Source organism: Woeseia sp. D3-10, from assembly GCF_055809415.1.
Genome location: NZ_JBVVTW010000007.1, coordinates 3,682,900 through 3,705,275 on the forward strand (window position 1 = coordinate 3,682,900; position 22,376 = coordinate 3,705,275).

The 22,376-nt window shown below is 57.2% G+C and carries 20 protein-coding genes and 1 tRNA gene; 18 read left to right on the forward strand and 3 right to left on the reverse strand.

Translation table 11 applies throughout. The features are described 5' to 3' along the window. The first annotated feature begins 106 nt into the window (after positions 1-106). Positions 107-520, forward strand: coding sequence for a ferric iron uptake transcriptional regulator (gene fur / locus AC0L8N_RS16860; protein ID WP_473669279.1), 414 nt, complete (start codon positions 107-109; stop codon positions 518-520). Positions 521-525: 5 nt separating this feature from the next. Here the strand turns inward: fur and recN are convergent, their stop codons facing one another. Continuing rightward, positions 526-2,229 carry a DNA repair protein RecN gene (recN, locus tag AC0L8N_RS16865; RefSeq protein ID WP_473669281.1) on the reverse strand — a complete coding sequence of 568 codons (1,704 nt, stop codon included), beginning with the start codon at positions 2,227-2,229 and terminating at the stop codon, positions 526-528. A gap of 1 nt (position 2,230) precedes the next feature. Further along, positions 2,231-3,130, reverse strand: coding sequence for an NAD(+) kinase (locus AC0L8N_RS16870; RefSeq protein ID WP_473669283.1), 900 nt, complete (start codon positions 3,128-3,130; stop codon positions 2,231-2,233). Positions 3,131-3,355: 225 nt separating this feature from the next. Between AC0L8N_RS16870 and hrcA the strand changes: the two genes are divergently transcribed. The 8 genes from hrcA to greA all read left to right on the forward strand — a co-directional run bounded on the left by hrcA (position 3,356) and on the right by greA (position 14,443). Beyond that, entirely contained in the window at positions 3,356-4,414 is a 1,059-nt protein-coding gene (hrcA, locus tag AC0L8N_RS16875; RefSeq protein WP_473669285.1) for a heat-inducible transcriptional repressor HrcA, read from the forward strand. A gap of 162 nt (positions 4,415-4,576) precedes the next feature. After that, complete coding sequence (gene grpE, locus AC0L8N_RS16880; protein ID WP_473669287.1) at positions 4,577-5,143, forward strand: nucleotide exchange factor GrpE; 567 nt, start codon at positions 4,577-4,579, stop codon at positions 5,141-5,143. 91 nt (positions 5,144-5,234) lie between these two features. After that, positions 5,235-7,169 carry a molecular chaperone DnaK gene (gene dnaK, locus AC0L8N_RS16885; protein ID WP_473669288.1) on the forward strand — a complete coding sequence of 645 codons (1,935 nt, stop codon included), beginning with the start codon at positions 5,235-5,237 and terminating at the stop codon, positions 7,167-7,169. Between the two features lie 73 nt (positions 7,170-7,242). Beyond that, positions 7,243-8,379: a molecular chaperone DnaJ gene (gene dnaJ / locus AC0L8N_RS16890; RefSeq protein WP_473669290.1), complete on the forward strand. Its 1,137-nt coding sequence runs from the start codon at positions 7,243-7,245 to the stop codon at positions 8,377-8,379. 94 nt (positions 8,380-8,473) lie between these two features. Beyond that, complete coding sequence (dapB, locus tag AC0L8N_RS16895; RefSeq protein WP_473669292.1) at positions 8,474-9,259, forward strand: 4-hydroxy-tetrahydrodipicolinate reductase; 786 nt, start codon at positions 8,474-8,476, stop codon at positions 9,257-9,259. A gap of 228 nt (positions 9,260-9,487) precedes the next feature. Then, complete coding sequence (carA, locus tag AC0L8N_RS16900; protein WP_473669294.1) at positions 9,488-10,657, forward strand: glutamine-hydrolyzing carbamoyl-phosphate synthase small subunit; 1,170 nt, start codon at positions 9,488-9,490, stop codon at positions 10,655-10,657. Positions 10,658-10,745: 88 nt separating this feature from the next. Further along, positions 10,746-13,970, forward strand: a complete 3,225-nt coding sequence (gene carB, locus AC0L8N_RS16905) for a carbamoyl-phosphate synthase large subunit (RefSeq protein WP_473669296.1) — start codon at positions 10,746-10,748, stop codon at positions 13,968-13,970. Further along, the gene (gene greA / locus AC0L8N_RS16910) at positions 13,967-14,443 is read left to right on the forward strand and encodes a transcription elongation factor GreA (RefSeq protein WP_473669298.1); all 477 of its coding nucleotides are present in this window, start codon (positions 13,967-13,969) and stop codon (positions 14,441-14,443) included. Before carB ends, greA begins: the two co-directional genes overlap by 4 nt. On the opposite strand, the gene yhbY is transcribed toward greA, so the two are convergent. Beyond that, complete coding sequence (gene yhbY / locus AC0L8N_RS16915) at positions 14,434-14,748, reverse strand: ribosome assembly RNA-binding protein YhbY (RefSeq protein ID WP_473669300.1); 315 nt, start codon at positions 14,746-14,748, stop codon at positions 14,434-14,436. The two genes, greA and yhbY, sit on opposite strands and share 10 nt — an antisense overlap. A 57-nt stretch (positions 14,749-14,805) precedes the next feature. Between yhbY and AC0L8N_RS16920 the strand changes: the two genes are divergently transcribed. The 9 genes from AC0L8N_RS16920 (at position 14,806) to AC0L8N_RS16960 (ending at position 22,365) form a co-directional block, all read left to right on the forward strand. Continuing rightward, positions 14,806-15,429 (forward strand): RlmE family RNA methyltransferase, encoded by a 624-nt coding sequence (locus AC0L8N_RS16920; protein ID WP_473669302.1) that lies wholly within the window; start codon positions 14,806-14,808, stop codon positions 15,427-15,429. A 90-nt stretch (positions 15,430-15,519) separates the two neighbouring features. Continuing rightward, positions 15,520-17,445, forward strand: coding sequence for an ATP-dependent zinc metalloprotease FtsH (ftsH, locus tag AC0L8N_RS16925; protein WP_473669304.1), 1,926 nt, complete (start codon positions 15,520-15,522; stop codon positions 17,443-17,445). A 69-nt stretch (positions 17,446-17,514) separates the two neighbouring features. Further along, positions 17,515-18,345, forward strand: a complete 831-nt coding sequence (gene folP / locus AC0L8N_RS16930; RefSeq protein WP_473669306.1) for a dihydropteroate synthase — start codon at positions 17,515-17,517, stop codon at positions 18,343-18,345. A 29-nt stretch (positions 18,346-18,374) separates the two neighbouring features. Then, positions 18,375-19,709 (forward strand): phosphoglucosamine mutase, encoded by a 1,335-nt coding sequence (gene glmM, locus AC0L8N_RS16935; RefSeq protein ID WP_473669308.1) that lies wholly within the window; start codon positions 18,375-18,377, stop codon positions 19,707-19,709. Positions 19,710-19,809: 100 nt separating this feature from the next. Next, the gene (gene tpiA, locus AC0L8N_RS16940) at positions 19,810-20,571 is read left to right on the forward strand and encodes a triose-phosphate isomerase (RefSeq protein ID WP_473670213.1); all 762 of its coding nucleotides are present in this window, start codon (positions 19,810-19,812) and stop codon (positions 20,569-20,571) included. A 7-nt stretch (positions 20,572-20,578) separates the two neighbouring features. Further along, the gene (gene secG, locus AC0L8N_RS16945; RefSeq protein WP_473669310.1) at positions 20,579-20,983 is read left to right on the forward strand and encodes a preprotein translocase subunit SecG; all 405 of its coding nucleotides are present in this window, start codon (positions 20,579-20,581) and stop codon (positions 20,981-20,983) included. A 26-nt stretch (positions 20,984-21,009) separates the two neighbouring features. Next, positions 21,010-21,094 (forward strand) — tRNA-Leu (locus AC0L8N_RS16950). Between the two features lie 396 nt (positions 21,095-21,490). Continuing rightward, positions 21,491-21,847 (forward strand): NADH-quinone oxidoreductase subunit A, encoded by a 357-nt coding sequence (ndhC, locus tag AC0L8N_RS16955; RefSeq protein ID WP_473669312.1) that lies wholly within the window; start codon positions 21,491-21,493, stop codon positions 21,845-21,847. Beyond that, positions 21,838-22,365 carry a NuoB/complex I 20 kDa subunit family protein gene (locus AC0L8N_RS16960; protein ID WP_473669314.1) on the forward strand — a complete coding sequence of 176 codons (528 nt, stop codon included), beginning with the start codon at positions 21,838-21,840 and terminating at the stop codon, positions 22,363-22,365. Before ndhC ends, AC0L8N_RS16960 begins: the two co-directional genes overlap by 10 nt. Positions 22,366-22,376 lie beyond the last annotated feature (11 nt).

A 22,376-nucleotide genomic window follows, 5' to 3' on the forward strand; every position in this document is an offset into this window, starting at 1 on the left:
GGTGGAGCCGTACGGATAACTGGGTCATAATAGGCGCTGAATGATACCTGCTCGACGCCGGCGACGATAGCCGCGGATTTCCCCTAATAAATTGAGAGTGTTGCGGATGTTACAGCGCCAGGAACTTAGAAAAGCCGGTTTGAAAGTGACCTTGCCGCGGCTGAAAATCCTCGAGATTCTGGAGGGCGACGGTACTCGTCACCTCAGCGCCGAAGATATCTACAAGGAATTACTGGAGACAGGTGAGGATATCGGGCTCGCGACGGTCTACCGCGTACTGACCCAGTTTGAATCTGCGGGCCTTGTGACCCGGCACAACTTTGAAGGCGGTCATTCAGTCTTCGAAGTCGATGAGGGCGAACATCACGATCACATGGTTTGTGTCGAGACCGGGGATGTCGTCGAATTCATGAACGAAGAGATCGAACGTCTGCAAAAAGAAATTGCGCGCAAACACAATTACGAGCTGATCGATCACAGCCTCGTGCTTTACGTAAAGCCTCTCAAGAAAGACAAGTAGGCGATTCAGCCTGCGCTGCGTTTGCGCTTCTTGCTAGCGTTACCCACCTTGCCGAGCATTTCCGCAGCGTGATCGCGGGTTCGCTTGGTGATTTCCACGCCGCCTAACATGCGCGCCAACTCTTCGATGCGTTCTTCTTTCTTAAGGACCGTCACTGTGGTGCGTGTGGACTTGCCGTCCGAGATTTTGTTGATACGCAAATGCTGACCGGCCTGGCTCGCAACCTGCGGTAGATGTGTTACGCAGAGAACCTGGCGACGCCCCGCCAATTCACGCAGACGCCGGCCCACCATCTCCGCAACACTACCGCCCACACCGCTATCCACTTCATCAAAGATCATTGTAGGGATGGCACTGCCGTCACTGGCAATAACCTGAATCGACAAACTCATGCGCGATAACTCGCCGCCGGAGGCAACTTTGGTCAGTGGCATGGGACGTTGGCCCGGGTTGGCGCTAATCAGGTACTCAGCATCCTCAAGGCCCCAGGCACGTGCGTCATTCTCACCCCGCGGTTTCAGAGTGACCTCGAAAACGCCACCTGGCATACCCAGGTCGGCCATCGCAGCCGTCACTGCCACGGACAATTTTTTCGCGGCTTGCTGTCTGCCTTTGCTGAGTTTTTGCGCTTGTGATTCGTAGTTGCCCCAGGCTTTTGCGACACGTTCTTCGAGTTGTTCGCCACGCTGTTTGGCATTGCGTAAATCGTCAAGTTGTTGCGCGATGCGTTCGCGCAAATCACTCAACGCGTCAGGTTCGACCCGGTGCTTGCGCGCGATCGATTGAACGGCGTCGAGCCGCTCTTCAATCCAGTCTCGTCTTGCGGGGTCAGCGTCCAGATTGTCGGCGCACCGCTGCAACTGGTCCGCGGCTTCTGCCACCTGAATGACCGACTCCGAGAGCAAGGTCACTGCCGAGGCGAGATTCTTGTCGAACTCCCCGAGCGGCTGCAACGACTGCTGGGCTTTGGCAAGCAGGCGGTGTGCGTTGTCGGGTTCTGCCTCGTAGATGAGTTGCAGTGCTTCGGCCACGCCGTCCGCAATGCGTCCGCTGTACTGGAGTTTCTTGCGTTCTGCGTGTAACTCATTGAGTTCGTCCGGCTTTAGATCCAGCACTTCGAGTTCGTCGAGCTGGAATTCCAGCAAGTCGATTCGCGACGCGCGATCCGCGTCGTCGTCTTCCAGTGACTTCAGTTCCGCCGCCAGCTCGTGCCACTCGGTCCAGGCTGCAGCAATGGCAATGCGCTGTTCCGTGAGCTTGCCAAAATGATCCAGCAGGTCCCGTTGTACCTCGCGTCGACCGAGTGACTGGTGAAAGTGCTGACCGTGAATGTCCAGCAACAGCGCGCCCAGTGCCGCGAGGCTCTGCAGTGTTGCCGTGGTGCCATTAATAAATGCACGCGAGCGACCGTCAGCACCAATGACCCGGCGCAGGACGCAGGCGTCGTCCACGTCCAGTGCCTGTTCTGCGAGCCAGGCGCTGGCCGCTTTGTGTTCACTGATGTCAAATTCCGCACAAATTTCGGCTCGGTCTGCGCCTTCGCGAACAAGCCCGGCGCTGCCGCGCTCGCCCAACACGAGCGCAAGTGCGTCCACAAGAATTGACTTGCCGGCGCCGGTCTCGCCGGTGAGCACTGTCATGCCGGATGCGAAGACCACATCGACCTGGTCGATGATGGCGAAGTTACGTACCTGCAAACTGGTCAGCATGTCAGGACTCCGACACTTCGTCCGAACCACCGCGTCGACGGCTATCACGCCCCCAGTGCAGCTTGGATCGCAGAATCTCGAAGTAGTCGTAGCCGGGCGGGTGGATGAGCGTTACCTGGCTACCCGCATCCCGGACTAGCAATCGATCTTCCGGCGTGAAATCGCCAAGGGTGTGGCCATCAACGGTGACTTCCGCTTTCGTGTCCATTCGCTCCAGAACCCGGATTTCGATTTCCAGTGTTGAGGGCACGACAATTGGTCTGTCGCTAAGCGTATGTGGGCAAATGGGCACCAGGACCACTGCATTCAGTGATGGTTCGATGATCGGTCCGCCGCAGCTTAAGGCATAGGCGGTTGAGCCCGTCGGCGTAGCGACGATCAAGCCGTCGCCGGAGTGCGCGTTCACGAAGCGTCCTGCAATGCGGGTTTCGAAATCGACCATGCGGCCGGTTTCCCGGCGCTGCAAGACTACGTCGTTCAGTGCCATGGCACTCGCCTCGACTTTACCGTCGCGGATGCGTTCGGCCACCAGTAACTGGCGGGATTCCCGGGAGTAGTCGCCGGCAAGAACCTGGTCGACACTTTCCAGCATTTCGGCCGGAGTAATGTCAGCAAGAAAGCCGAGCCGTCCGCGATTGACGCCGAGCAGTGGTACGTTGCGATCAAATGCCAGGCGCGCCGCGTACAACATCGTGCCATCGCCACCGATGGCGATTATCAGGTCGGCCTGACGCGCGAAACCGGTTTCGTTGACCTGACGGGCCGGCAGATCGAAGTTCTCGGCTGAATCCGCGATGACGTCGACGCCGGCCCGCGTGAGGTGCTCCGCGAGCAACAGCATCGGTTCCGCGACGCGAGGGTCCTCGTCCCGGCCGAGAACTGCGATTGTCTTAAACTCCATACTCGATCCAGGGCAGGTGATGGTGGTGCTTTCGCAGCCAGCCTTCGGCGTGAGAGGTCGCGATTGTTGCAAACCGCGGCCCTGTCGCCAAGCAGGGGGCGCGCTTACTTTGTCGAAATTCACAGCAATGTGCAGCTTGTCATGCTCCACTGACTTGTACCATGGCTTCCTTGTGTATACTTTTTCGCCCACGGTCCCTGTGTTTCAAATGAGCCTACCTCCGGCATGTCGAATCAAGCAGTAAGCAATGTGCCCAATGAGCGTTCTCAGTACCTCCTGAAAATACTGATTCAACGCTTTATTCGTGATGGTCAGCCGGTCGGATCGCGCACTTTATCGCGGGATTCCGGTCTGGACCTCAGCCCGGCGACCATACGCAACGTTCTCGCAGATCTGGAAGACCTGGGCTTCGTCTCGGCGCCGCACACGTCCGCCGGTCGGGTGCCAACGCCTCGCGGTTACCGCATGTTTGTGGATACCCTCGTGCAGTACAAGCAGCCGAAAGACGGCGAAATCCGGCGTTTGCAGAAGCGCCTCGCGGGCAACGATCAGGACCCGGACAACCTCGTGAATTCGGTATCGAATGCCTTGTCGCGTATTACAAGTCTCGCGGGTGTCGTCACGATGCCCAAAGGCCAGCACGCCACATTGCGCCAGATTGAATTCTTGCCGCTATCGGACAACCGGGTTCTGGCAATTCTGGTCATCAATAACCGGGAAGTACAAAACCGCATCCTGAATACCGACCGCAACTACACGAGTGACGAACTGCAGCGTGCGGCCAATTACATTAATGAGAATTACGCCGGGGTTGAGCTTACGGATATTCACCTGCGGCTGGTAAGCGATCTGGAAAAAACCCGGGATTCCATGAATCAGGCGATGCTCGATATCGTGAGCGTAGCGCAGTCGGCGATGGACGGGGCGGGGCCGCAAAAAAGCGGCTTTGTCGTGAGCGGCGAAACGAATTTGATGGGTATTGCTGAATTGTCCGATATCGACAAGCTGCGGCGTCTGTTCGACGCGTTTTCGCACAAGCGGCTGCTGATCGACCTACTGGACCGGAGTATCAGCGCCAACGGTGTGCAGGTATTTATCGGTGAGGAATCCGGCTACCAGATCCTTGATGACTGCAGTGTGGTTACGGCTCCGTACCGCATGGACGACGGCAAGATCGGCGTGTTGGGCGTTATTGGTCCTACTCGCATGGCCTACGACCGGGTTGTTCCGATCGTCGAGGTTACGGCGAAGATGCTGGGTTCTGTCCTGAACGTGCCTGATTAGCGACTCATTTGCGCTATATCGGCGTGAAAACGACGATTAACCGCCTCAGACGCTTGATATTTTCGTCGCTGCCCCCAAAATCCCCCCCTTCTTCAGCGGTACCCGCGGGCGAGCCTGCGGTTATTCGTACGGTCAATTATCAGTACGTGGAGTTTTTTTGACATGACAGGACAGCCCGATCGCCCGCAAGCCGACAACCCGGACCGGCCCAACGCCGACGAACCGTTGGCGGAAAATGCAGGCGCCGAAGGTGCGCAAACGGCCGACAACAGCGAACTCGAAGTACTGCAAGCCCAGGCCGACGAGAACTGGGACAAGTACCTGCGAGCCATGGCCGAGCTCGACAATGTGCGCAAGCGTTCGCAGCGTGACGTCGAGAACGCCCGCAAATTCGCACTGGAGCCGTTTGCCAGGGAGCTGTTGAACGTGCGGGACAGTCTCGAAATGGGCCTCGCAACCAGTGCAGGTGCCGAGCCGGAGCCGCTGCGCCAGGGATTCGAGGCCACCCTGAAGCAGTTGGCTACCACGATGGAACAGTTCGGCATACAGGAATTGGATCCGCACGGCGAGCCTTTTGATCCGCAACAACACGAGGCAATGACCCTGCAACCGAGCACTGAGGTTGAGCCGGGAACCGTGCTGACCGTCTATCAGAAAGGCTATTCGCTGAATGGCAGGCTGTTACGACCCGCGCGCGTGGTTGTCTCGGCAGCGGTGGACGCCGAATAAATAGGGTGATGAGCAGCGCTTGAAAGCAGAGCCTCAGACCCCACCTAAAGAATCAGTTTGCAGTTTCATAAAGAATTCGGAGAAATACGTTATGGGTAAAGTGATTGGTATCGATCTGGGTACCACGAACTCCTGCGTCGCGGTCATGGAGGGTGATAAGCCCAAAGTGATAGAGAACAGCGAGGGCGATCGAACAACGCCGTCGATAGTCGCGTTCGGCAAGGACGGTGATGTACTGGTAGGCCAGGCAGCCAAGCGTCAGGCGGTAACCAACCCGAGCAATACCTTGCACGCGGTTAAACGTCTGATCGGTCGGCGGTTCAGTGACGATGTTGTTAGCCGCGACATTGACATGGTGCCTTACAAGATTGTCAAAGCCGACAATGGCGATGCCTGGGTCGAGGCCAATGGCAAAGCCATGGCACCGCCGGAAATCTCCGCGCGCGTCCTGATGAAAATGAAGAAGACCGCTGAGGATTACCTGGGCGAGCCGGTCACTGAGGCCGTCGTCACTGTGCCCGCGTACTTTAACGATTCGCAGCGCCAGGCAACCAAAGATGCCGGCCGTATTGCCGGTCTGGACGTCAAGCGCATTATCAACGAGCCGACCGCGGCTGCGTTGGCGTACGGCATGGACAAGAAGCGCGGCGACTCGAAGATTGTTGTGTACGATCTTGGCGGCGGTACCTTCGACGTCTCAATCATTGAAATTGCTGAAGTCGACGGCGAGCATCAGTTTGAAGTACTGGCCACGAACGGCGATACGTTCCTCGGCGGTGAAGACTTTGACCTGCGCATCATTCAGTACCTGACATCAGAATTTAAGCGCGAAAGCGGCGTGGACATCAGCAAAGATCCGCTTGCCATGCAGCGCCTTAAAGAAGCGGCTGAGAAGGCCAAGATCGAGCTGTCTGCCGGTCAGCAGACTGAGGTTAATCTGCCGTACATCACTGCAGACGCTTCAGGTCCCAAGCACCTTACGATCAAGCTGACGCGTGCCAAGCTGGAATCACTGGTTGAAGATCTCGTAACCCGTACGATCGAGCCGTGCAAAGTAGCGCTCAAAGATGCGGGCTTGAAGGTCAATGAGATTAACGACGTCATTCTGGTTGGCGGCCAGACGCGTATGCCTAAAGTTCAGGAAGCCGTACAAAACTTCTTCGGCAAAGAACCGCGTCGTGACGTAAACCCGGATGAGGCTGTTGCACTTGGCGCCGCAATCCAGGGCGGTGTTTTGGCAGGCGACGTGAAAGACGTCTTGCTGCTGGACGTTTCGCCGCTGTCGCTGGGTATTGAAACGCTTGGCGGTGTCATGACCAAGCTGATTGAGAAAAACACGACTATTCCGGCCAATGCGGAACAGGTGTTCTCGACAGCCGATGACAACCAGACCGCAGTAACTATTCACGTACTGCAGGGTGAACGCGAGAAGGCGCAGGGTAACAAGTCGCTGGGTCGATTCGATCTGACTGATATTCCGCCGGCACCGCGGGGCATGCCACAAATTGAAGTGACCTTTGATATCGACGCGAACGGTATCCTGAACGTGTCCGCGAAGGACAAGGCAACCGGTAAGAGCCAGAACATCGTGATCAAGGCATCGAGCGGTCTCACCGATGACGAGATCGACAAAATGGTATCGGACGCAGAAAGCCATGCTGAGGAAGATCGTAAGTTCCGCGAACTCGTCGATACACGAAACAAAGCGGATGGCTTGATCCACGCAGCTGAAAAGACGATCACTGAACTCGGCGATAAGGCGACAGACGAGGACCGTGCTGCCGTCGAAGCGGCTGTCAGTGACTTGAAAGATGCGTTGAAGTCTGACGACCCTGAGCAGATCGAGGCCAAGATCAATGCCTTGACCGAAGCGTCGGGAGCGGTTGCCCAGAAGTTGTACGCTGAGCAAGCGACAGAGGGCGCAGCTGAAGGCGAAGCCGCAGACGGCCAGGCAGCGTCAGGCAAGGACGACGTCGTTGACGCGGAGTTTGAGGAAGTTGACGACGACAAGAAAAAGTCGAGTTAATTTAAATACAAGAGATTGAGTGCTATCCGGCGGACGTCAGGCCTGACGTCCGCTTTTCAGCAATAGAGGCAGTATGGCCAAACGCGATTATTACGAAGTTCTTGGGGTTAAAAAGACCGCAACCAAGGACGAAATCAAAAAAGCTTATCGCCGTCTGGCTATGAAGCATCATCCTGATCGCAACAAGGATGATGAGGATGCAACGCGCCGCTTCAAAGAAGCTCGCGAAGCCTATGACGTGCTGAGCGATACCGAGAAACGCGGGACCTACGACCAGTTCGGCCACGAAGGATTGCGTAGCAGGGCTGGCGGTGGTGGCGGCTACGGCGCCGAAGGGTTCGGCGACATTTTCGGCGACGTCTTTGGCGACATTTTCGGCGGTGGCGGCCGGCGAGCCGGGCGGAGCCAGGTGTTCCGCGGCGCGGACCTGGGCTACGAGTTGCGTCTTGATCTGGAAAAAGCAGTCAGCGGCGACACCGTTACCATCGAAGTGCCGACCCAGGCTGCCTGCGATACCTGTGACGGCAGCGGCGCACGCAAAGGCAGCAAACCAACCCAGTGCACAACCTGCGGCGGTGTTGGTCAGGTGCGCATGCAACAAGGATTCTTTTCGATCCAGCAGACTTGCCCGGCGTGTAAGGGCAGCGGCTCCGTTATCGCGGACCCTTGCGATGATTGTCACGGTCGCGGCCGCGTTTCCCGCGTCAAGAAACTCTCGGTGAAAGTGCCGGGCGGAGTGGATGAGGGTGATCGTATTCGCTTGTCGGGCGAGGGCGAAGCGGGCCGCAACGGCGGACCTCCCGGTGACCTGTATGTCGAAATCAGGGTTAATCCGCACAAGATTTTCACCCGCGAAGGCGCGGACCTTGCCTGCGAAGTGCCGGTCAGTATTACGACCGCGGCCTTGGGTGGCGAGGTGGAATTGCCAACGCTTGAAGGTCACGTGTCACTGAAAGTGCCCGCTGGCACGCAGTCAGGCAAAGTATTCCGGCTGCGCGGTAAAGGTGTTTCGACCGTACGTGACCGTCGCCAGGGCGACTTGTTCGCGACGGTGCTGGTTGAAACTCCCGTTAATCTGACGGAAACGCAAAAGACGCTGTTGCGGGATTTTGAAAAAGCAGTGGCCGAAGGCGGTGACAAACACAATCCTCGTGCTGACAGCTGGCTGGGCACCGTCAAGCGATTCTTTGATCGTATTGGGCAAGCCTAGGCAACTCGGCGCATCGGTCTGCCGGATGGTGGCGCTGTAGTCGGCCAACGCCGGCAAATTTTGGAGATCCGACATTTCAAAGCTTGGCATTAGTGTGCTCGGCGCAGGCCGCATGGGCCGCGAAATCATGCGAGCCATCGCGGCCAGTGAAGCATCGCTGCAATTGAGCGGAGTTTGGGTCCGTCCGGACAGCGCATTGCTGGACAGGCCCATGACCGAGTTTGCTGGATCCGCGGCCAATGGCGTGACCGCGAGTTGCGATTTGCCGTCAGTGGTCGAAGCGGCGGACGTTGCCATTGATTTCAGTCTGCCGGATGCGCTGCCGGGCATCCTCGAGGTATCGGTCAAAGCGCGCAAGGCGCTGGTTTGCGGCGTCAGCGGTCTGGATCAGGATTCACTGGCGGCGTTGCAGTCCGCTGCGCGCACTGTGCCGCTGTTCTACGACCGCAATATGAGCATAGGCGTTGCTTTGCTGCGGCGCATGGTCGAGCAGAGCGGGCGAGTACTCGGCTCGGGATTCGCGGCGAGAATCAGTGATCTGCACCATGCCGAGAAACGCGATGCACCGTCAGGCACGGCGCTGATGCTGGGGGAAACGCTGGCGCAAGCGCGTGGACAGGATTTCGATTCGGTCATGCGTTACGACGCAGAGCGGCCGGCGATTGCACAGAATAACGACGAGATCGTATTCGACGTGCGCCGCGAAGGGCTGCACCCCGGTGCGCACACGGTGGTGCTTACCGGCCCTGACGAAAACCTCTCTTTTAGTCATACGGTTACGGACCGGCGAGTCTTCGCCGTTGGCGCCCTGCGAGCGGCGCAATGGCTGCACGGACGCCCGCCGGGGCTCTATAGCATGCAGGATCTGCTCGGCGGTTGAAACGACAGCAGAGGGCAAACAGCGGGTTCCCGCGCGCGAATCGGGTTCCGGGGATAAGCAAATTGCCCGCATAGCTCTGGCACCTTTCGCCCGCGTTGAGTAGACTACGCCGGATCGCCAGTTGGCTGGCGATCTCATAAGCGGGAGGCATCGTCCTTCCGCTTTTGTGCATCTAACGTTGCCGTTTCCAGCGGCGCCGGTAGATGGTAGTACAGAACAAACCGAGGAATGCCATTGACTACACCCGCAATACTGGCCCTTCAGGACGGCACTGTATTTCATGGTATTTCCGTCGGCAGTGAAGGCAAGACGATCGGCGAAGTCGTCTTCAATACGGCCATGACGGGTTACCAGGAAATATTGACCGATCCGTCCTATTGCCGCCAGCTGGTAACCCTGACCTATCCCCACATCGGTAACGTTGGCACCAACAGCGAAGACATGGAGTCGCGCCGTGTGCACGCGTCCGGGCTCGTCATTCGCGACAGCTCAATGGTGACCAGCAGCTGGCGCTCGGAACGCAGTTTCAGCGACTTTCTGCGGCAGGCGAAGACCGTCGCCATTGCCGAAATCGACACGCGCAAACTGACCCGTTTGCTGCGTGAAACCGGCGCTCAGTCCGGCTGCATTATGACGGGCGACGCCGATCCTGCAGTTGCCGTGCAGCACGCGCGCAAATTCCCGGGCATCTCCGGCATGGACCTCGCCAAGTTCGTGACTTGCGAACAAAAATACCAGTGGAGCCACGGTACCGAGTTTGGCCGCGGTCCGCGGGTAATGACTCGCCGGATAGCGCCTTACCACGTGGTCGCCTACGATTTTGGCGTCAAGCGTAATATTTTGCGGCTGTTGTCCGACTTCGACTGCCGGATGACCGTTGTCCCCGCCACTACTTCGGCCGAAGAAGTTCTGGCGATGGCGCCGGACGGTGTGTTCTTGTCCAACGGCCCCGGTGATCCTGAGCCCTGCGACTACGCGATCAGGGCCATTCAACAATTCCTCGAGGTTGAAATTCCGGTATTCGGCATTTGCCTCGGCCACCAGTTGCTGGCACTGGCTGTCGGTGGCCGTACTGAGAAAATGAAATTTGGTCACCACGGTGCCAATCACCCGGTCCAGGATCTGGCGTCCAAACGGGTTTTGATCTCCAGTCAGAACCACGGTTTCGCGGTTGATGAGGCGTCACTGCCGGGCAATGTCGAAGTGACGCACCGTTCGCTGTTTGACGGCTCGGTTCAAGGTATCGCGCTGACGGGTCAGCCAGCGTTCGGCTTTCAGGGACATCCGGAGGCGAGTCCAGGGCCGCACGATCTCCTGTTCCTGTTTGAGCGGTTCATCGCTGACATGGATGAAGCAAAGCGCGGTGCGGCGCACAGTACGCTCGCGGCGAGACAATAAATTAGCTTCATTTCAATCAGATACAATCAATAGTTAAAGTAAAAAACGATTTCATTAGCTGGCCTCGGGGCCACAGCAGCAGAGCACCATGCCCAAACGCAGTGACATAGAAAGCATCTTGATTATCGGCGCTGGCCCCATCGTTATTGGTCAGGCGTGCGAATTTGATTATTCCGGTACTCAGGCCTGCAAGGCGCTAAAGGAAGAGGGCTACCGGGTCATACTGGTGAACTCGAATCCGGCGACGATCATGACGGATCCGGAAACGGCCGATGCCATCTACGTCGAACCGGTTCACTGGCGTGCCGTTGAGCAGATTATCGCCCGTGAACGGCCTGATGCATTGTTGCCGACCATGGGTGGGCAGACGGCGCTGAACTGTGCTCTCGACCTGGTTCGGGAAGGTGTCCTCGAGAAGTACGGCGTCGAAATGATCGCCGCATCGCGCGATGCCATCGACATGGCCGAAGATCGCGAGCAATTTCGTCAGGCCATGACCGAGATAGGGCTGGAAACGCCACGGGCCGAGATCGCTCACACGCTGGACGAAGCGCTCGAGAAACAGGAGAGCATCGGTTTCCCGACGATCATCCGGCCGTCCTTCACCATGGGCGGCAGCGGCGGCGGTATCGCCTACAATCGTGAAGAGTTTTCGCGCATCGTCGCGCACGGTCTGGAGCTGTCGCCAACCACCGAGGTCCTGCTGGAAGAGTCGGTACTGGGGTGGAAAGAGTTTGAGATGGAAGTGGTTCGCGACCGCGCGGACAATTGCATCATCGTCTGCTCAATCGAAAATTTCGACGCGATGGGCGTGCATACCGGGGATTCCATTACGGTAGCACCCGCACAAACGCTGACCGATAAAGAGTATCAGCGGATGCGCAACGCGGCGGTCGACGTACTGCGCAAGATCGGCGTCGAAACCGGCGGCTCGAACGTGCAGTTTGCATTGAATCCTGTTGACGGGCGCCTGCTCATTATTGAGATGAACCCGCGGGTGTCCCGATCTTCCGCGCTCGCGTCTAAAGCGACCGGCTTCCCTATTGCAAAAATCGCGGCGAAGCTGGCAGTTGGCTATACGCTCGACGAACTGCAAAACGACATTACGGGTGGCGCAACGCCTGCCTCGTTTGAACCTTCGATAGACTACGTAGTTACCAAGATCCCACGCTTTACGTTTGAGAAATTTCCGCGTGCCAATACACGCCTGACGACGCAGATGAAGTCCGTCGGCGAAGTCATGTCGTTCGGTCGAACCTTCCAGGAGTCACTGCAGAAGGCCTTGCGCGGTCTGGAAACCGGCGTCTGCGGGCTGGATGAAAAGCTGCACACTCTGCAAGACCCGAACGATCTCGATGAACTACGCCAGGAATTGCGTTTGCCCGGTGCGGACAGAATTTGGCTGATCGCCGATGCCATGCGGCTGGGGATGGAGCTGGACGAGATCGCCGAAATCAGTGGCATCGACCCGTGGTTTTTGGCTCAGATCGCGGACCTGGTGCGCGAAGAGCAGGCATTTGCCGATACTGGCATCGATGGTATTGATGCCGCGTGGCTGCGCCGACTGAAACGCAAGGGCTTCTCCGACATGCGACTGGCGAAACTGGCCGGTTGCCCAGAGGCGAGGGTGCGGGCTGCACGGCACGAGTTCGGTCTGCGGCCCGTTTACAAGCGCGTCGATACCTGTGCGGCCGAGTTTGCGACCACAACCGCGTATCTTTACTCGACCTACGAAGAAGAGTGTGAGGCGGAGCCAACCGGCCGCGACAAGATCATGATCCTTGGCGGCGGCCCCAATCGTATTGGCCAAGGCATCGAGTTCGATTATTGCTGTGTGCATGCGGCGCTGGCTTTGAAGGAGTCGGGTTACGAGACCGTCATGGTCAATTGCAACCCGGAGACTGTGTCTACGGACTACGACACCTCTGATCGGCTGTATTTCGAGTCGCTGACGTTCGAAGACGTCATGGAAATTATCGACAAAGAAAAGCCAAAAGGGGTGATTGTTCAATACGGTGGGCAGACGCCGTTGAAACTCGCGCGTGATCTTGAGGCTGCTGGCGCTCCGATTATTGGCACGTCGCCGGATTCGATCGATCTCGCCGAAGACCGGGAGCGTTTCCTGCAGCTGGTTAATGAACTGAAACTGCGTCAACCGCCAAACCGTACGGCTCGAAATTACGATGAGGCATTGTTGATGGGGGCGGACGTCGGTTATCCGCTGGTTGTCAGGCCGTCCTATGTACTGGGCGGACGGGCGATGGAAGTCGTACACAGCACGGATGATCTGGCGGCGTACATGAAAGCTGCGATAGATGTGTCCAATGACAGCCCCGTGTTGCTCGATCGCTTCTTGGATCTGGCCACTGAGGTTGACGTCGATATTATTTGCGACGGCAAAGACGTGCTGGTCGGTGGAATCATGGAACATATCGAACAGGCTGGCGTGCATTCAGGTGATTCCGGTTGTTCCTTGCCGCCGTTTAGTCTGAGCGAAGACATACAGAAAGAATTGGTTGAGCAGGTCATTAAACTTGCCAATGGTTTGAATGTTGTAGGGTTGATGAACACCCAGTTCGCTATTCAGAACAATGTGGTTTACTTACTGGAAGTGAATCCGCGCGCGTCGCGAACCGTACCGTTTGTATCCAAGGCGACCGGCGTGCCGCTGGCAAAGATCGCTGCCCGGGTTATGGTTGGCGAGTCATTGCAGGATCAGGGCTATACCGAGCAACGCAAACCGACTTTTTTCTCGGTCAAGGAAGCGGTATTCCCGTTCATTAAGTTCCCCGGCGCTGACCCGATTCTTGGGCCGGAGATGAAATCCACCGGTGAAGTGATGGGCGTAGGACGTTCATTTGGCGAAGCCTATGCAAAGGCGCAGCTGGCTTCCGGCGTGGTGTTGCCGCGCAAAGGCCTGGCGCTTATCAGTGTTCGCGACCGGGATAAAGATGGCGCGATAGAGCTGGCGCAAATCCTCGAAGCACACGGATTTGATATTGTAGCGACACACGGTACTGCGAAAATGCTGGCGGCCGCCGGCGTGCCGTGTCGGCGAGCGAACAAAGTGCGCGAAGGTCGGCCGCATATCGTTGACATGATCAAGAATAATGAAATAGCGTTGATCGTTAATACAACGGAAGGAAAACAGGCTATTCAGGAATCAGAATCTATTCGCGCCGAAGCGGTGCGGAAGAACGTTACCTATTACACGACGCTCGGCGCTGCGATCGCTACATGCCGGGCGCTCGATCATCTCGATAATATTGAAGTCAATCGATTGCAGGACCTGCACAGTGAGGTGGCAGCATGAATAAAGTACCGATGACCGTACGCGGTGCTGAACTGCTGCGCGACGAACTCAAGAAACTGAAATCGACTGATCGCCCTCAAGTGATTCAGGCCATTTCAGAAGCCCGTGCACACGGGGACCTGAAAGAGAATGCGGAATATCATGCGGCTAAGGAGCAGCAGGGTTTCATTGAAGGTCGCATCAAGGAAATTGAAGGCAAGCTGTCCAACACTCAAATCATTGATGTCAAAACCATAGACGCCAAAGGGCGAATCGTTTTCGGTTCGACTGTCGAGTTGCTTGATGAAGAATCAAGCGAGAAGAAGGTGTATACGATCGTGGGTGAGGACGAAGCCGATATAAAAATTGGCATGATTTCGTTTTCGTCGCCGATTGCCCGCGCACTGATTGGCAAGAATGAAGGCGATGAAGTCAGCTTCTCTGCGCCAGGCGGCGAGAAGCATTACGAAGTGATCGCTGTTCGTTACGAATAGCTTGCCCAGTTTCCGGGTAGCTTGATCTTTGGCTTTTTGCGGTTGCGCCGGAACAGCAGCGCGACATTGCCGATGCGGGTTATCAGCTCGGCAGACCCGGACTCGCACAGTTGCTCAATGATCTGGTCGCGTTGCTGGCGATCGCCAATGCGAACCTTCACTTTGATGAGTTCGTGATGATTGATTGTTGAGTCAAACTCTTTCATCACTGCTTCGGAGAGGCCGGCGTCGGCAACGGTAACGACAGGCTTCAGCGAGTGGCCAAGTCCGCGCAGGTATTTTTTTTGTGATTCGGAGATTTTCATGGGCGGCGATTGTAACAGCCTGCGAGGGCGGCCGGTGATAGTTGCCGCAGGAAATTTGTGAGCCGGCCGCGCGGCAGTTCGGGCTCCTGGCGATCGCGGCAGGAACGGGATCCCTATGTGCAGCGAGCACGCCGCGAAGGGTGGCGATCGCGGGCCGTTTTCAAGCTGGAAGAGATTCTGACCAAGGAGAAACTGCTGAAACCGGGCATGCTGTGCGTGGACCTCGGCGCGGCGCCTGGCGGCTGGAGTCAGTACGTGAGCGCCCGCAACACCGGCAAAGTAAGAATCGTGGCCGTCGACCTGCTGCCGATGGACAGTTTGCCGGATGTGGAGTTCATACTGGGCGATTTCACCGAGCCGGAAATCCTGGAGCAAATGCTGCTTAGCCTCAATGGCGAAAAGGCAGACCTTGTAATGAGCGACATGGCACCCAATATCAGCGGCACGAAGGCCGTTGACCAACCGCGCTCGATGTACCTGACTGAACTGGCGCTGGATATGGCGCGACAGGTGCTGAGAGCGGGAGGCAGCTTCATTTGCAAGATGTTTCAGGGTGAAGGCAGTGATGCCTTTATCCTCGATGCGAGGCGGTCATTTGGGCGAGTAAAAGTGATGAAACCCGCGGCCTCCAGAGCCTCCAGTAGTGAGGTCTATCTGGTAGCGAGAAACTATCAACTGTAGTAGTGTCTAAGGCTTAGACGCAGTCTAAAACAGGTGCCGAAGGCGGCTGTGCGGAAGGCGAAAAGCTGTTTTCGGAGTGGTGCAAATACTGTGAACGACCTGACCAAGAACATCCTCGTATTCATTGTCATCATAGTGGTGCTGCTGTCAGTTGTGCAGGGCCTTACGGGTGCCAATGGTCAGCCGCCGGCAAAGGTTGATTACTCCGAATTTCTTCAGGAAGTTCGTGGTGGCAACGTACAACGAGTCGAGTTCAAAGGCGACCGGATCAATTTCGGCAGCCGTGACCCATTAACGAACTACACGATCAGCCCCGAGACTGACAACAACACGTTGATTGGTCTCCTTGAGCAAAACGGCGTTCGGTTTACTGCTGAAGAGCCGGAACAGCCCAGCATCATCGGCCAACTGCTGATCAGCTCATTCCCGATCCTGTTATTGATTGGTGTATGGATTTACTTCATGCGCCAGATGCAAGGTGGGGGCGGTGGCCGTGGCGCAATGTCCTTCGGCAAGAGCAAGGCCAGACTGCTGGGCGAAGACCAGGTCAGCGTGTCGTTTGCAGATGTTGCCGGTGTCGAGGAAGCCAAAGAAGAGGTTTCCGAGATCGTCGAGTTCCTGCGGGACCCCAGCAAGTTCCAGCGTCTCGGCGGCAAGATTCCCAAGGGTGTGTTGATGGTAGGCCCGCCCGGAACCGGCAAGACCTTGCTTGCCCGCGCTATCGCCGGCGAAGCCAAAGTGCCGTTCTTTACGATTTCCGGTTCGGACTTCGTAGAAATGTTTGTGGGCGTTGGTGCTTCCCGTGTTCGCGATATGTTCGAACAGGCGAAGAAACAGGCGCCTTGCATTATCTTCATTGACGAACTGGATGCTGTAGGTCGCCATCGCGGTGCGGGTCTCGGCGGTGGTCATGACGAGCGCGAGCAAACCCTGAACCAGATGCTGGTTGAAATGGATGGCTTTGAGGGTAACGAGGGCATCATCGTCATCGCTGCGACCAACCGCCCCGATGTACTGGATCCAGCGTTGTTGCGACCGGGCCGTTTTGATCGGCAGGTTGTGGTGCCGTTGCCGGATATTCGTGGCCGCGAACTCATTCTGAAAGTACATATGCGCAAAGTGCCGCTCGCCGACGATGTCGATGCAGCAGTAATCGGTCGCGGCACGCCAGGTTTCTCCGGCGCCGATCTCGCGAATCTGGTCAACGAGGCCGCGTTGTTTGCGGCACGTTCGAACAAGCGCGTCGTGAGTATGGAAGAGTTCGAGAAGGCCAAAGACAAGATCATGATGGGCGCTGAACGCCGATCCATGGTGATGAGTGAGAAGGAAAAGCTCAATACGGCCTATCACGAGGCAGGTCATGCCATTGTGGGTTACCTGGTCCCGGACCATGATCCAGTGCACAAAGTGACTATCATTCCACGAGGGCGTGCTCTCGGCGTAACGATGTACTTACCTGAAGAGGACAAGTACAGCATTTCAAAAGAACGCCTCGAAAGCTCGATTTCGTCTTTGTTTGGTGGCCGTCTGGCCGAAGAAATGACGCTGGGGCCAAACGGTGTCACGACCGGTGCGTCCAATGACATTGAACGAGCGACGGATATTGCCCGCAACATGGTTACCAAATGGGGATTGTCCGAAAAGCTTGGGCCGCTGACTTACAGTGAGGACGACGGCGAAGTGTTCCTTGGTCGGTCAGTGACTCAACACAAGCAGGTGTCCGACGTTACTGTGCATACGATCGATGAAGAAGTACGCGCCATTATCGATCGCAACTACGCGAGAGCGAAACAGATCCTCGAAGAGCAGGTCGACAAGCTGCACGTCATGGCGAAAGCACTGATGAAGTACGAAACGATCGACTCAACCCAGATTAAAGACATTATGGAAGGGCGCGAACCGCAGCCGCCTGAGGGTTGGGACGACACGGGCAGCACGCCGCCGCGTGGCACGCGCAGCAAGCGCGATAACAATGATGCCACCGGCACCATTGGCGAGCCTGCTACCGAGAACTAGCACCCGACGTACAGGGTTGTCGCGGGCGGCGAAGTATCGCCGCCCGCGATACTTCCGGCAGACCGCTCCATGCAACTAAACCTCGGTTCGCAAACATTCGACCTTTCGCGACCGCGGGTCATGGGCATTCTGAACGTTACCTCCGATTCGTTTTCAGACGGAGGCCGTTTCCTTCACTTTGATGATGCGCGCCGGCAAGCCCTGGAAATGGTCGCGGCCGGCGCCGATTTCATTGATATTGGTGGCGAATCGACAAGACCGGGCGCTGCCAATGTCCCTGTCGACGAAGAGATCGAGCGGGTAGTACCCGTCATCGAAGCGGTTGCCCGGGAGACCGGTGCGCTGATTTCCATCGATACCAGTAAGGCCGGGGTCATGCGTGCCGCTGTAGCTGCCGGTGCCTGCCTGATAAACGATGTGTACGCATTGCGGCGTGATGGGGCGCTCGCGGCGGCAAGCGAATTGCCGGCGGCTGTCTGCCTGATGCACATGCTGGGCACACCAGCCACCATGCAGGCAGACCCTGTTTATGAGTCGCTGCCCGGCGACATTATTGATTTCCTGAGTGAGCGAGTCGCAGCTTGTGAGGCAGCCGGGCTTGCGCGGGACCGGTTGGTGATTGACCCTGGCTTTGGCTTCGGCAAGACGGATCAGCACAATCTCAGGATCTTGCGAAGCTTGGCAGAATTCCGGCAATTGGGCCTGCCCGTACTGGTTGGTTTATCCCGTAAACGCACGCTCGGTAACCTGACTGGACGCCAGCCTGACGAGCGCCTGGCGGCAGGACTGGCAGCCGCAGTCTTGGCTGTAGAGCGCGGTGCGCATATAGTGCGCACACACGACGTCGCCGCAACGGTCGACGCACTGCGGATTGTCGCAGCCACCATGGCCGATTCGTGATCTGCAATAACTTCGAAGACAGAGGCCAGATGACTACCAAATATTTCGGAACAGACGGCGTTCGTGGCACCGTGGGGCGCGACCCAATGAGCGCTGATTTTGCACTGCGACTGGCCAGCGCGGCGGCGCAGGTGCTGGTACCGCCAGGCGGTACGGTGTTGATCGGCAAAGACACCCGATTGTCAGGGTATATGTTTGAATCGGCGCTGGAGGCCGGGTTCGTCGCCGCCGGCGCCAACGTCTTATTGCTGGGACCACTACCTACGCCCGGTATTGCCTTCCTGACGCAGCAATTCAATGCGGATCTCGGCGTCGTAATCAGCGCATCGCATAATCCGTACTACGACAACGGGATTAAATTTTTCGATGCCAACGGCGGCAAACTAACCGACGAGGAACAAGCGGCTATTGAACGTTACCTCGGACAGCCTGCAATTACGCTTGAGTCCCATGAGCTTGGTCGCGCCCGTCGAATTGATTCGGCGCGTAGCCGTTATCAAGATTTCTGCGCGTCCACTTTCCCGAAGGAATTGACCCTCGACGGCATCAAGGTCGTCTTTGATGGTGCCAACGGCGCAGGCTACAAAGTGGGACCACGGACACTGAACGAATTGGGTGCGGAAGTCATTCCAATTGGTTGTTCACCGAACGGGCGCAATATCAATGACAGTTGTGGCTCCACCGAACCGGGGTTGTTGCAACAAACGGTGCCGGCCGTAAAAGCCGATGTAGGTATCGCGCTGGATGGTGATGGTGACAGAGTAGTGATGGTCGATGAGGCCGGTAACCTGCTGGATGGCGATCAGCTGCTGTATATCATCGCAACCGATCGCAAGCAGGAAGGCAAGTTGCGTGGGCCAGTGGTCGGGACGGTCATGAGCAATCTTGGGCTGGAACATGCCCTGCAAAAGAGCGGCATAGATTTCCGGCGGGCAAAAGTGGGTGACCGCTACGTACTCGAAGCCTTGCGCGAATCCGGCGGAATCATCGGTGGTGAAACCTCCGGGCACATGATTTGTCTGGACCAAACGACTACGGGCGATGGCCTGATCAGTGCGTTGCAGGTATTGGCGATCATCAAGCGCACAGGCAAGACTTTGGGCGAACTGGCAGCAGGCATGCCGAAATACCCGCAAATATTGCTGAATGTACGGACGGACAAGCGTCTGGACCCAGCTTCGTCAACCGCCATAACCGCTGCTGTCGAACAGGCAGAAAAAGAGCTGAAAGACTCGGGTCGGGTAGTGCTGCGGGCCTCGGGCACGGAACCGGTAATTCGGGTCATGGTAGAAGGGCAGGATCAGAGCCAGGTGCAGGCGCTGGCGGAGCGATTGGCCGCCGTGGTCGCGGAAGCGGCCACTTGATACCCTTTCTGTCCGCGCGCGAGCACTTCCGCGTTGATTTGCGCCTGACCGGCGGGTATCCTTGCGCGCCTTTTGAGCAGACCCGGATGCGGGGACAGTGATGCGGAACTTTCTGGTAGCTGGAAACTGGAAGATGAATGGCAGCCGTGCTGCCAACGCGGAGTTGTTGAGTGCGATACGCGCCGGCGTTGAAGTCGGTTCTAGCGCGAAAATGCTCGTTTGTCCGCCGTTTCCGTATCTTGCTGATGCGGTAGCAGCGCTAGCAGGCAGCGGAATTGCTGTTGGTGGTCAGAACGTGTCGGAACACGAGTCCGGGGCGTTTACGGGGGAAATCTCGGCGGCCATGTTGCAGGACGTTGGTTGCAGTCATGTCATAGTCGGCCATTCCGAACGGCGTGCGCTACTTGGCGAGACCAGCGAGACTGTGGCGGCCAAGTACGTGGCGGCGATTTCGCAGGGGCTGACGCCAGTATTGTGCATCGGCGAAACCTTGCAGGATCGTGAGGCAGGCCGTACCAACGGCGTGATTGACGCGCAATTGAATGCGGTACTGGAATTGGCGGGCGTTTCGACGTTCGCCGGAGCCGTTGTAGCGTACGAGCCGGTTTGGGCCATAGGAACGGGCGAAACGGCGAGTCCGCAACAGGCGCAGGAGGTGCACGCGCACATCCGGGGCTTAATTGCGGCACAGGATGCGGGCGTGGCTGAACGTCTGCAAATCTTGTATGGCGGCAGTGTCAAAGGTGACAATGCGGTTGGCCTGTTCGAGATGCCGGACATAGACGGTGGCTTGATCGGCGGTGCGTCGCTGAAGCCGGCGGATTTTTTGGCGATTGCTGAAGCAGCAAGCGCCTGTAATTGAGGTAACAATGAATACATTGCAAACAGCTGTCCTGATCGGCCATACGCTGATCGCGATACTTATTATCGTGCTGGTACTGATTCAGCGCGGCAAAGGCGCGGATGCTGGCGCCGCTTTTGGTGGCGGTGCGTCCGGTACGGTCTTCGGTGCACGCGGTTCATCGAGCTTTTTCTCCCGTATGACGGCAGTACTGGCGACAGCATTTTTCGCCACCAGCCTTACGCTGGCTTACATGAGCAGCCAACGGGCCGAGGCGCCAACCAGCCTTATCGAAACGGCACCGATAGTCGATGAGTCTGCTGCGCCCGCCGTCAACGAAGTGCCGGAGCTGCCGACACTGGACCCGGCTGATGAGGCCGCCGTGGACATGCCGTCACTGGAAAGCAGTGACGAAACGGTTGATCCGCAGTAGCGGGCCGAAGGCATACAACGAAATTAGCCGACGTGGTGGAATTGGTAGACACGCTGTCTTGAGGGGGCAGTAGCGAGAGCTGTGCCGGTTCGAGTCCGGCCGTCGGCACCAATTCAAAAAGGGCGATTTGCACGGGCAGATCGCCTTTTTTTGGGGCGCGTGTTGGCCTTCCGGCCCATGCGGCCTTGCAGTTGCCGGAGTAGGGCATGGTCGTGGGCGTGTTACCCGCTGAGTCGCTGCTCGTCACGAACCCTGCCTGCGTGCGCAGTCCTTCACGCGCGAATGTTGCTGCCGCGTGCCGCAAGTTGGACGCATAGCTATTGAGCAACCTATCAAAACACGTGTGTGTATCCGGCGAAATTCGGGCTATTACTGTTTCTGAAACGAAAAGTAAGGAAAAAGTGTTACCGGCAGGGGAGTTAGGGGTATTAACAGCCTCCGACAGACTGATACAATACCGCGGCTTATTTACCTGGGAACGGGGCAGCTATCTGGCTGCCGAGAACAATGCTTGAAAATTACCTGCCTGTTTTAATTTTTCTCGGTGTTGCAACCGGCATTGGCTTGCTATTGCTTGCCCTTGGCTTTTTGTTCGGTAGTGGTGAGAAAGACACTGAAAAGCTGTCGGCCTACGAATGCGGCTTCGAACCCTTTGAGGATTCGCGGACGAAGTTCGATGTGCGTTACTACCTGGTTGCCATCCTTTTCATTATTTTTGATCTCGAGATCGCCTTTCTGTTTCCCTGGGCCGTGTCACTGGATACGGTCGGCGGATTCGGTCTGATCGCGATGGGAATCTTCCTGGCTATCCTCGTGGTCGGCTTCGCGTACGAATGGAAGAAAGGGGCGCTCGAATGGGATTGAGTACCGCAGGTCAGGAACCCGTTCCTGCCGCTGCTACTGGCGGTGCTGAGCAAAGCCTGCAGAAAAAAGGCTTCGTGGTCACCAGCGTAGACAATGTGATCAACTGGGCGCGGACCGGCTCGTTGTGGCCCATGACCTTCGGGCTCGCTTGTTGCGCCGTCGAAATGATGCACGCTGGTGCAGCACGTTATGACCTTGATCGCTTCGGAATTATATTTCGTCCAAGTCCACGACAATCGGATGTCATGATCGTTGCAGGAACTCTGGTCAACAAGATGGCGCCGGCATTACGCAAAGTCTACGACCAGATGCCAGAACCGCGCTGGGTATTGTCCATGGGCTCCTGTGCCAATGGCGGCGGTTACTACCATTATTCATACGCAGTTGTTCGCGGTTGTGATCGCGTTGTGCCCGTAGATGTTTACGTGCCGGGTTGTCCGCCAACGGCTGAGGCCCTGGTGTACGGCCTGATTCAGCTGCAGAAAAAAATTCGCCGTACCAATACGATTGCCCGGTAAGACATCAAAAC

Excerpts from the sequence above, each read along its gene's own strand:
- glmM (WP_473669308.1), top strand. The coding sequence starts at position 18,375 with ATGACTACCAAATATTTCGGAACAGACGGCGTTCGTGGCACCGTGGGG.
- fur (WP_473669279.1), top strand. The coding sequence starts at position 107 with ATGTTACAGCGCCAGGAACTTAGAAAAGCCGGTTTGAAAGTGACCTTG.
- dnaK (WP_473669288.1), top strand. The coding sequence starts at position 5,235 with ATGGGTAAAGTGATTGGTATCGATCTGGGTACCACGAACTCCTGCGTC.
- dnaJ (WP_473669290.1), top strand. The coding sequence starts at position 7,243 with ATGGCCAAACGCGATTATTACGAAGTTCTTGGGGTTAAAAAGACCGCA.
- yhbY (WP_473669300.1), bottom strand. The coding sequence starts at position 14,748 with ATGAAAATCTCCGAATCACAAAAAAAATACCTGCGCGGACTTGGCCAC.
- carA (WP_473669294.1), top strand. The coding sequence starts at position 9,488 with ATGCCATTGACTACACCCGCAATACTGGCCCTTCAGGACGGCACTGTA.
- ndhC (WP_473669312.1), top strand. The coding sequence starts at position 21,491 with ATGCTTGAAAATTACCTGCCTGTTTTAATTTTTCTCGGTGTTGCAACC.
- tpiA (WP_473670213.1), top strand. The coding sequence starts at position 19,810 with ATGCGGAACTTTCTGGTAGCTGGAAACTGGAAGATGAATGGCAGCCGT.
- secG (WP_473669310.1), top strand. The coding sequence starts at position 20,579 with ATGAATACATTGCAAACAGCTGTCCTGATCGGCCATACGCTGATCGCG.
- AC0L8N_RS16960 (WP_473669314.1), top strand. The coding sequence starts at position 21,838 with ATGGGATTGAGTACCGCAGGTCAGGAACCCGTTCCTGCCGCTGCTACT.
- hrcA (WP_473669285.1), top strand. The coding sequence starts at position 3,356 with ATGTCGAATCAAGCAGTAAGCAATGTGCCCAATGAGCGTTCTCAGTAC.
- carB (WP_473669296.1), top strand. The coding sequence starts at position 10,746 with ATGCCCAAACGCAGTGACATAGAAAGCATCTTGATTATCGGCGCTGGC.
- recN (WP_473669281.1), bottom strand. The coding sequence starts at position 2,229 with ATGCTGACCAGTTTGCAGGTACGTAACTTCGCCATCATCGACCAGGTC.
- grpE (WP_473669287.1), top strand. The coding sequence starts at position 4,577 with ATGACAGGACAGCCCGATCGCCCGCAAGCCGACAACCCGGACCGGCCC.
- AC0L8N_RS16870 (WP_473669283.1), bottom strand. The coding sequence starts at position 3,130 with ATGGAGTTTAAGACAATCGCAGTTCTCGGCCGGGACGAGGACCCTCGC.
- folP (WP_473669306.1), top strand. The coding sequence starts at position 17,515 with ATGCAACTAAACCTCGGTTCGCAAACATTCGACCTTTCGCGACCGCGG.
- greA (WP_473669298.1), top strand. The coding sequence starts at position 13,967 with ATGAATAAAGTACCGATGACCGTACGCGGTGCTGAACTGCTGCGCGAC.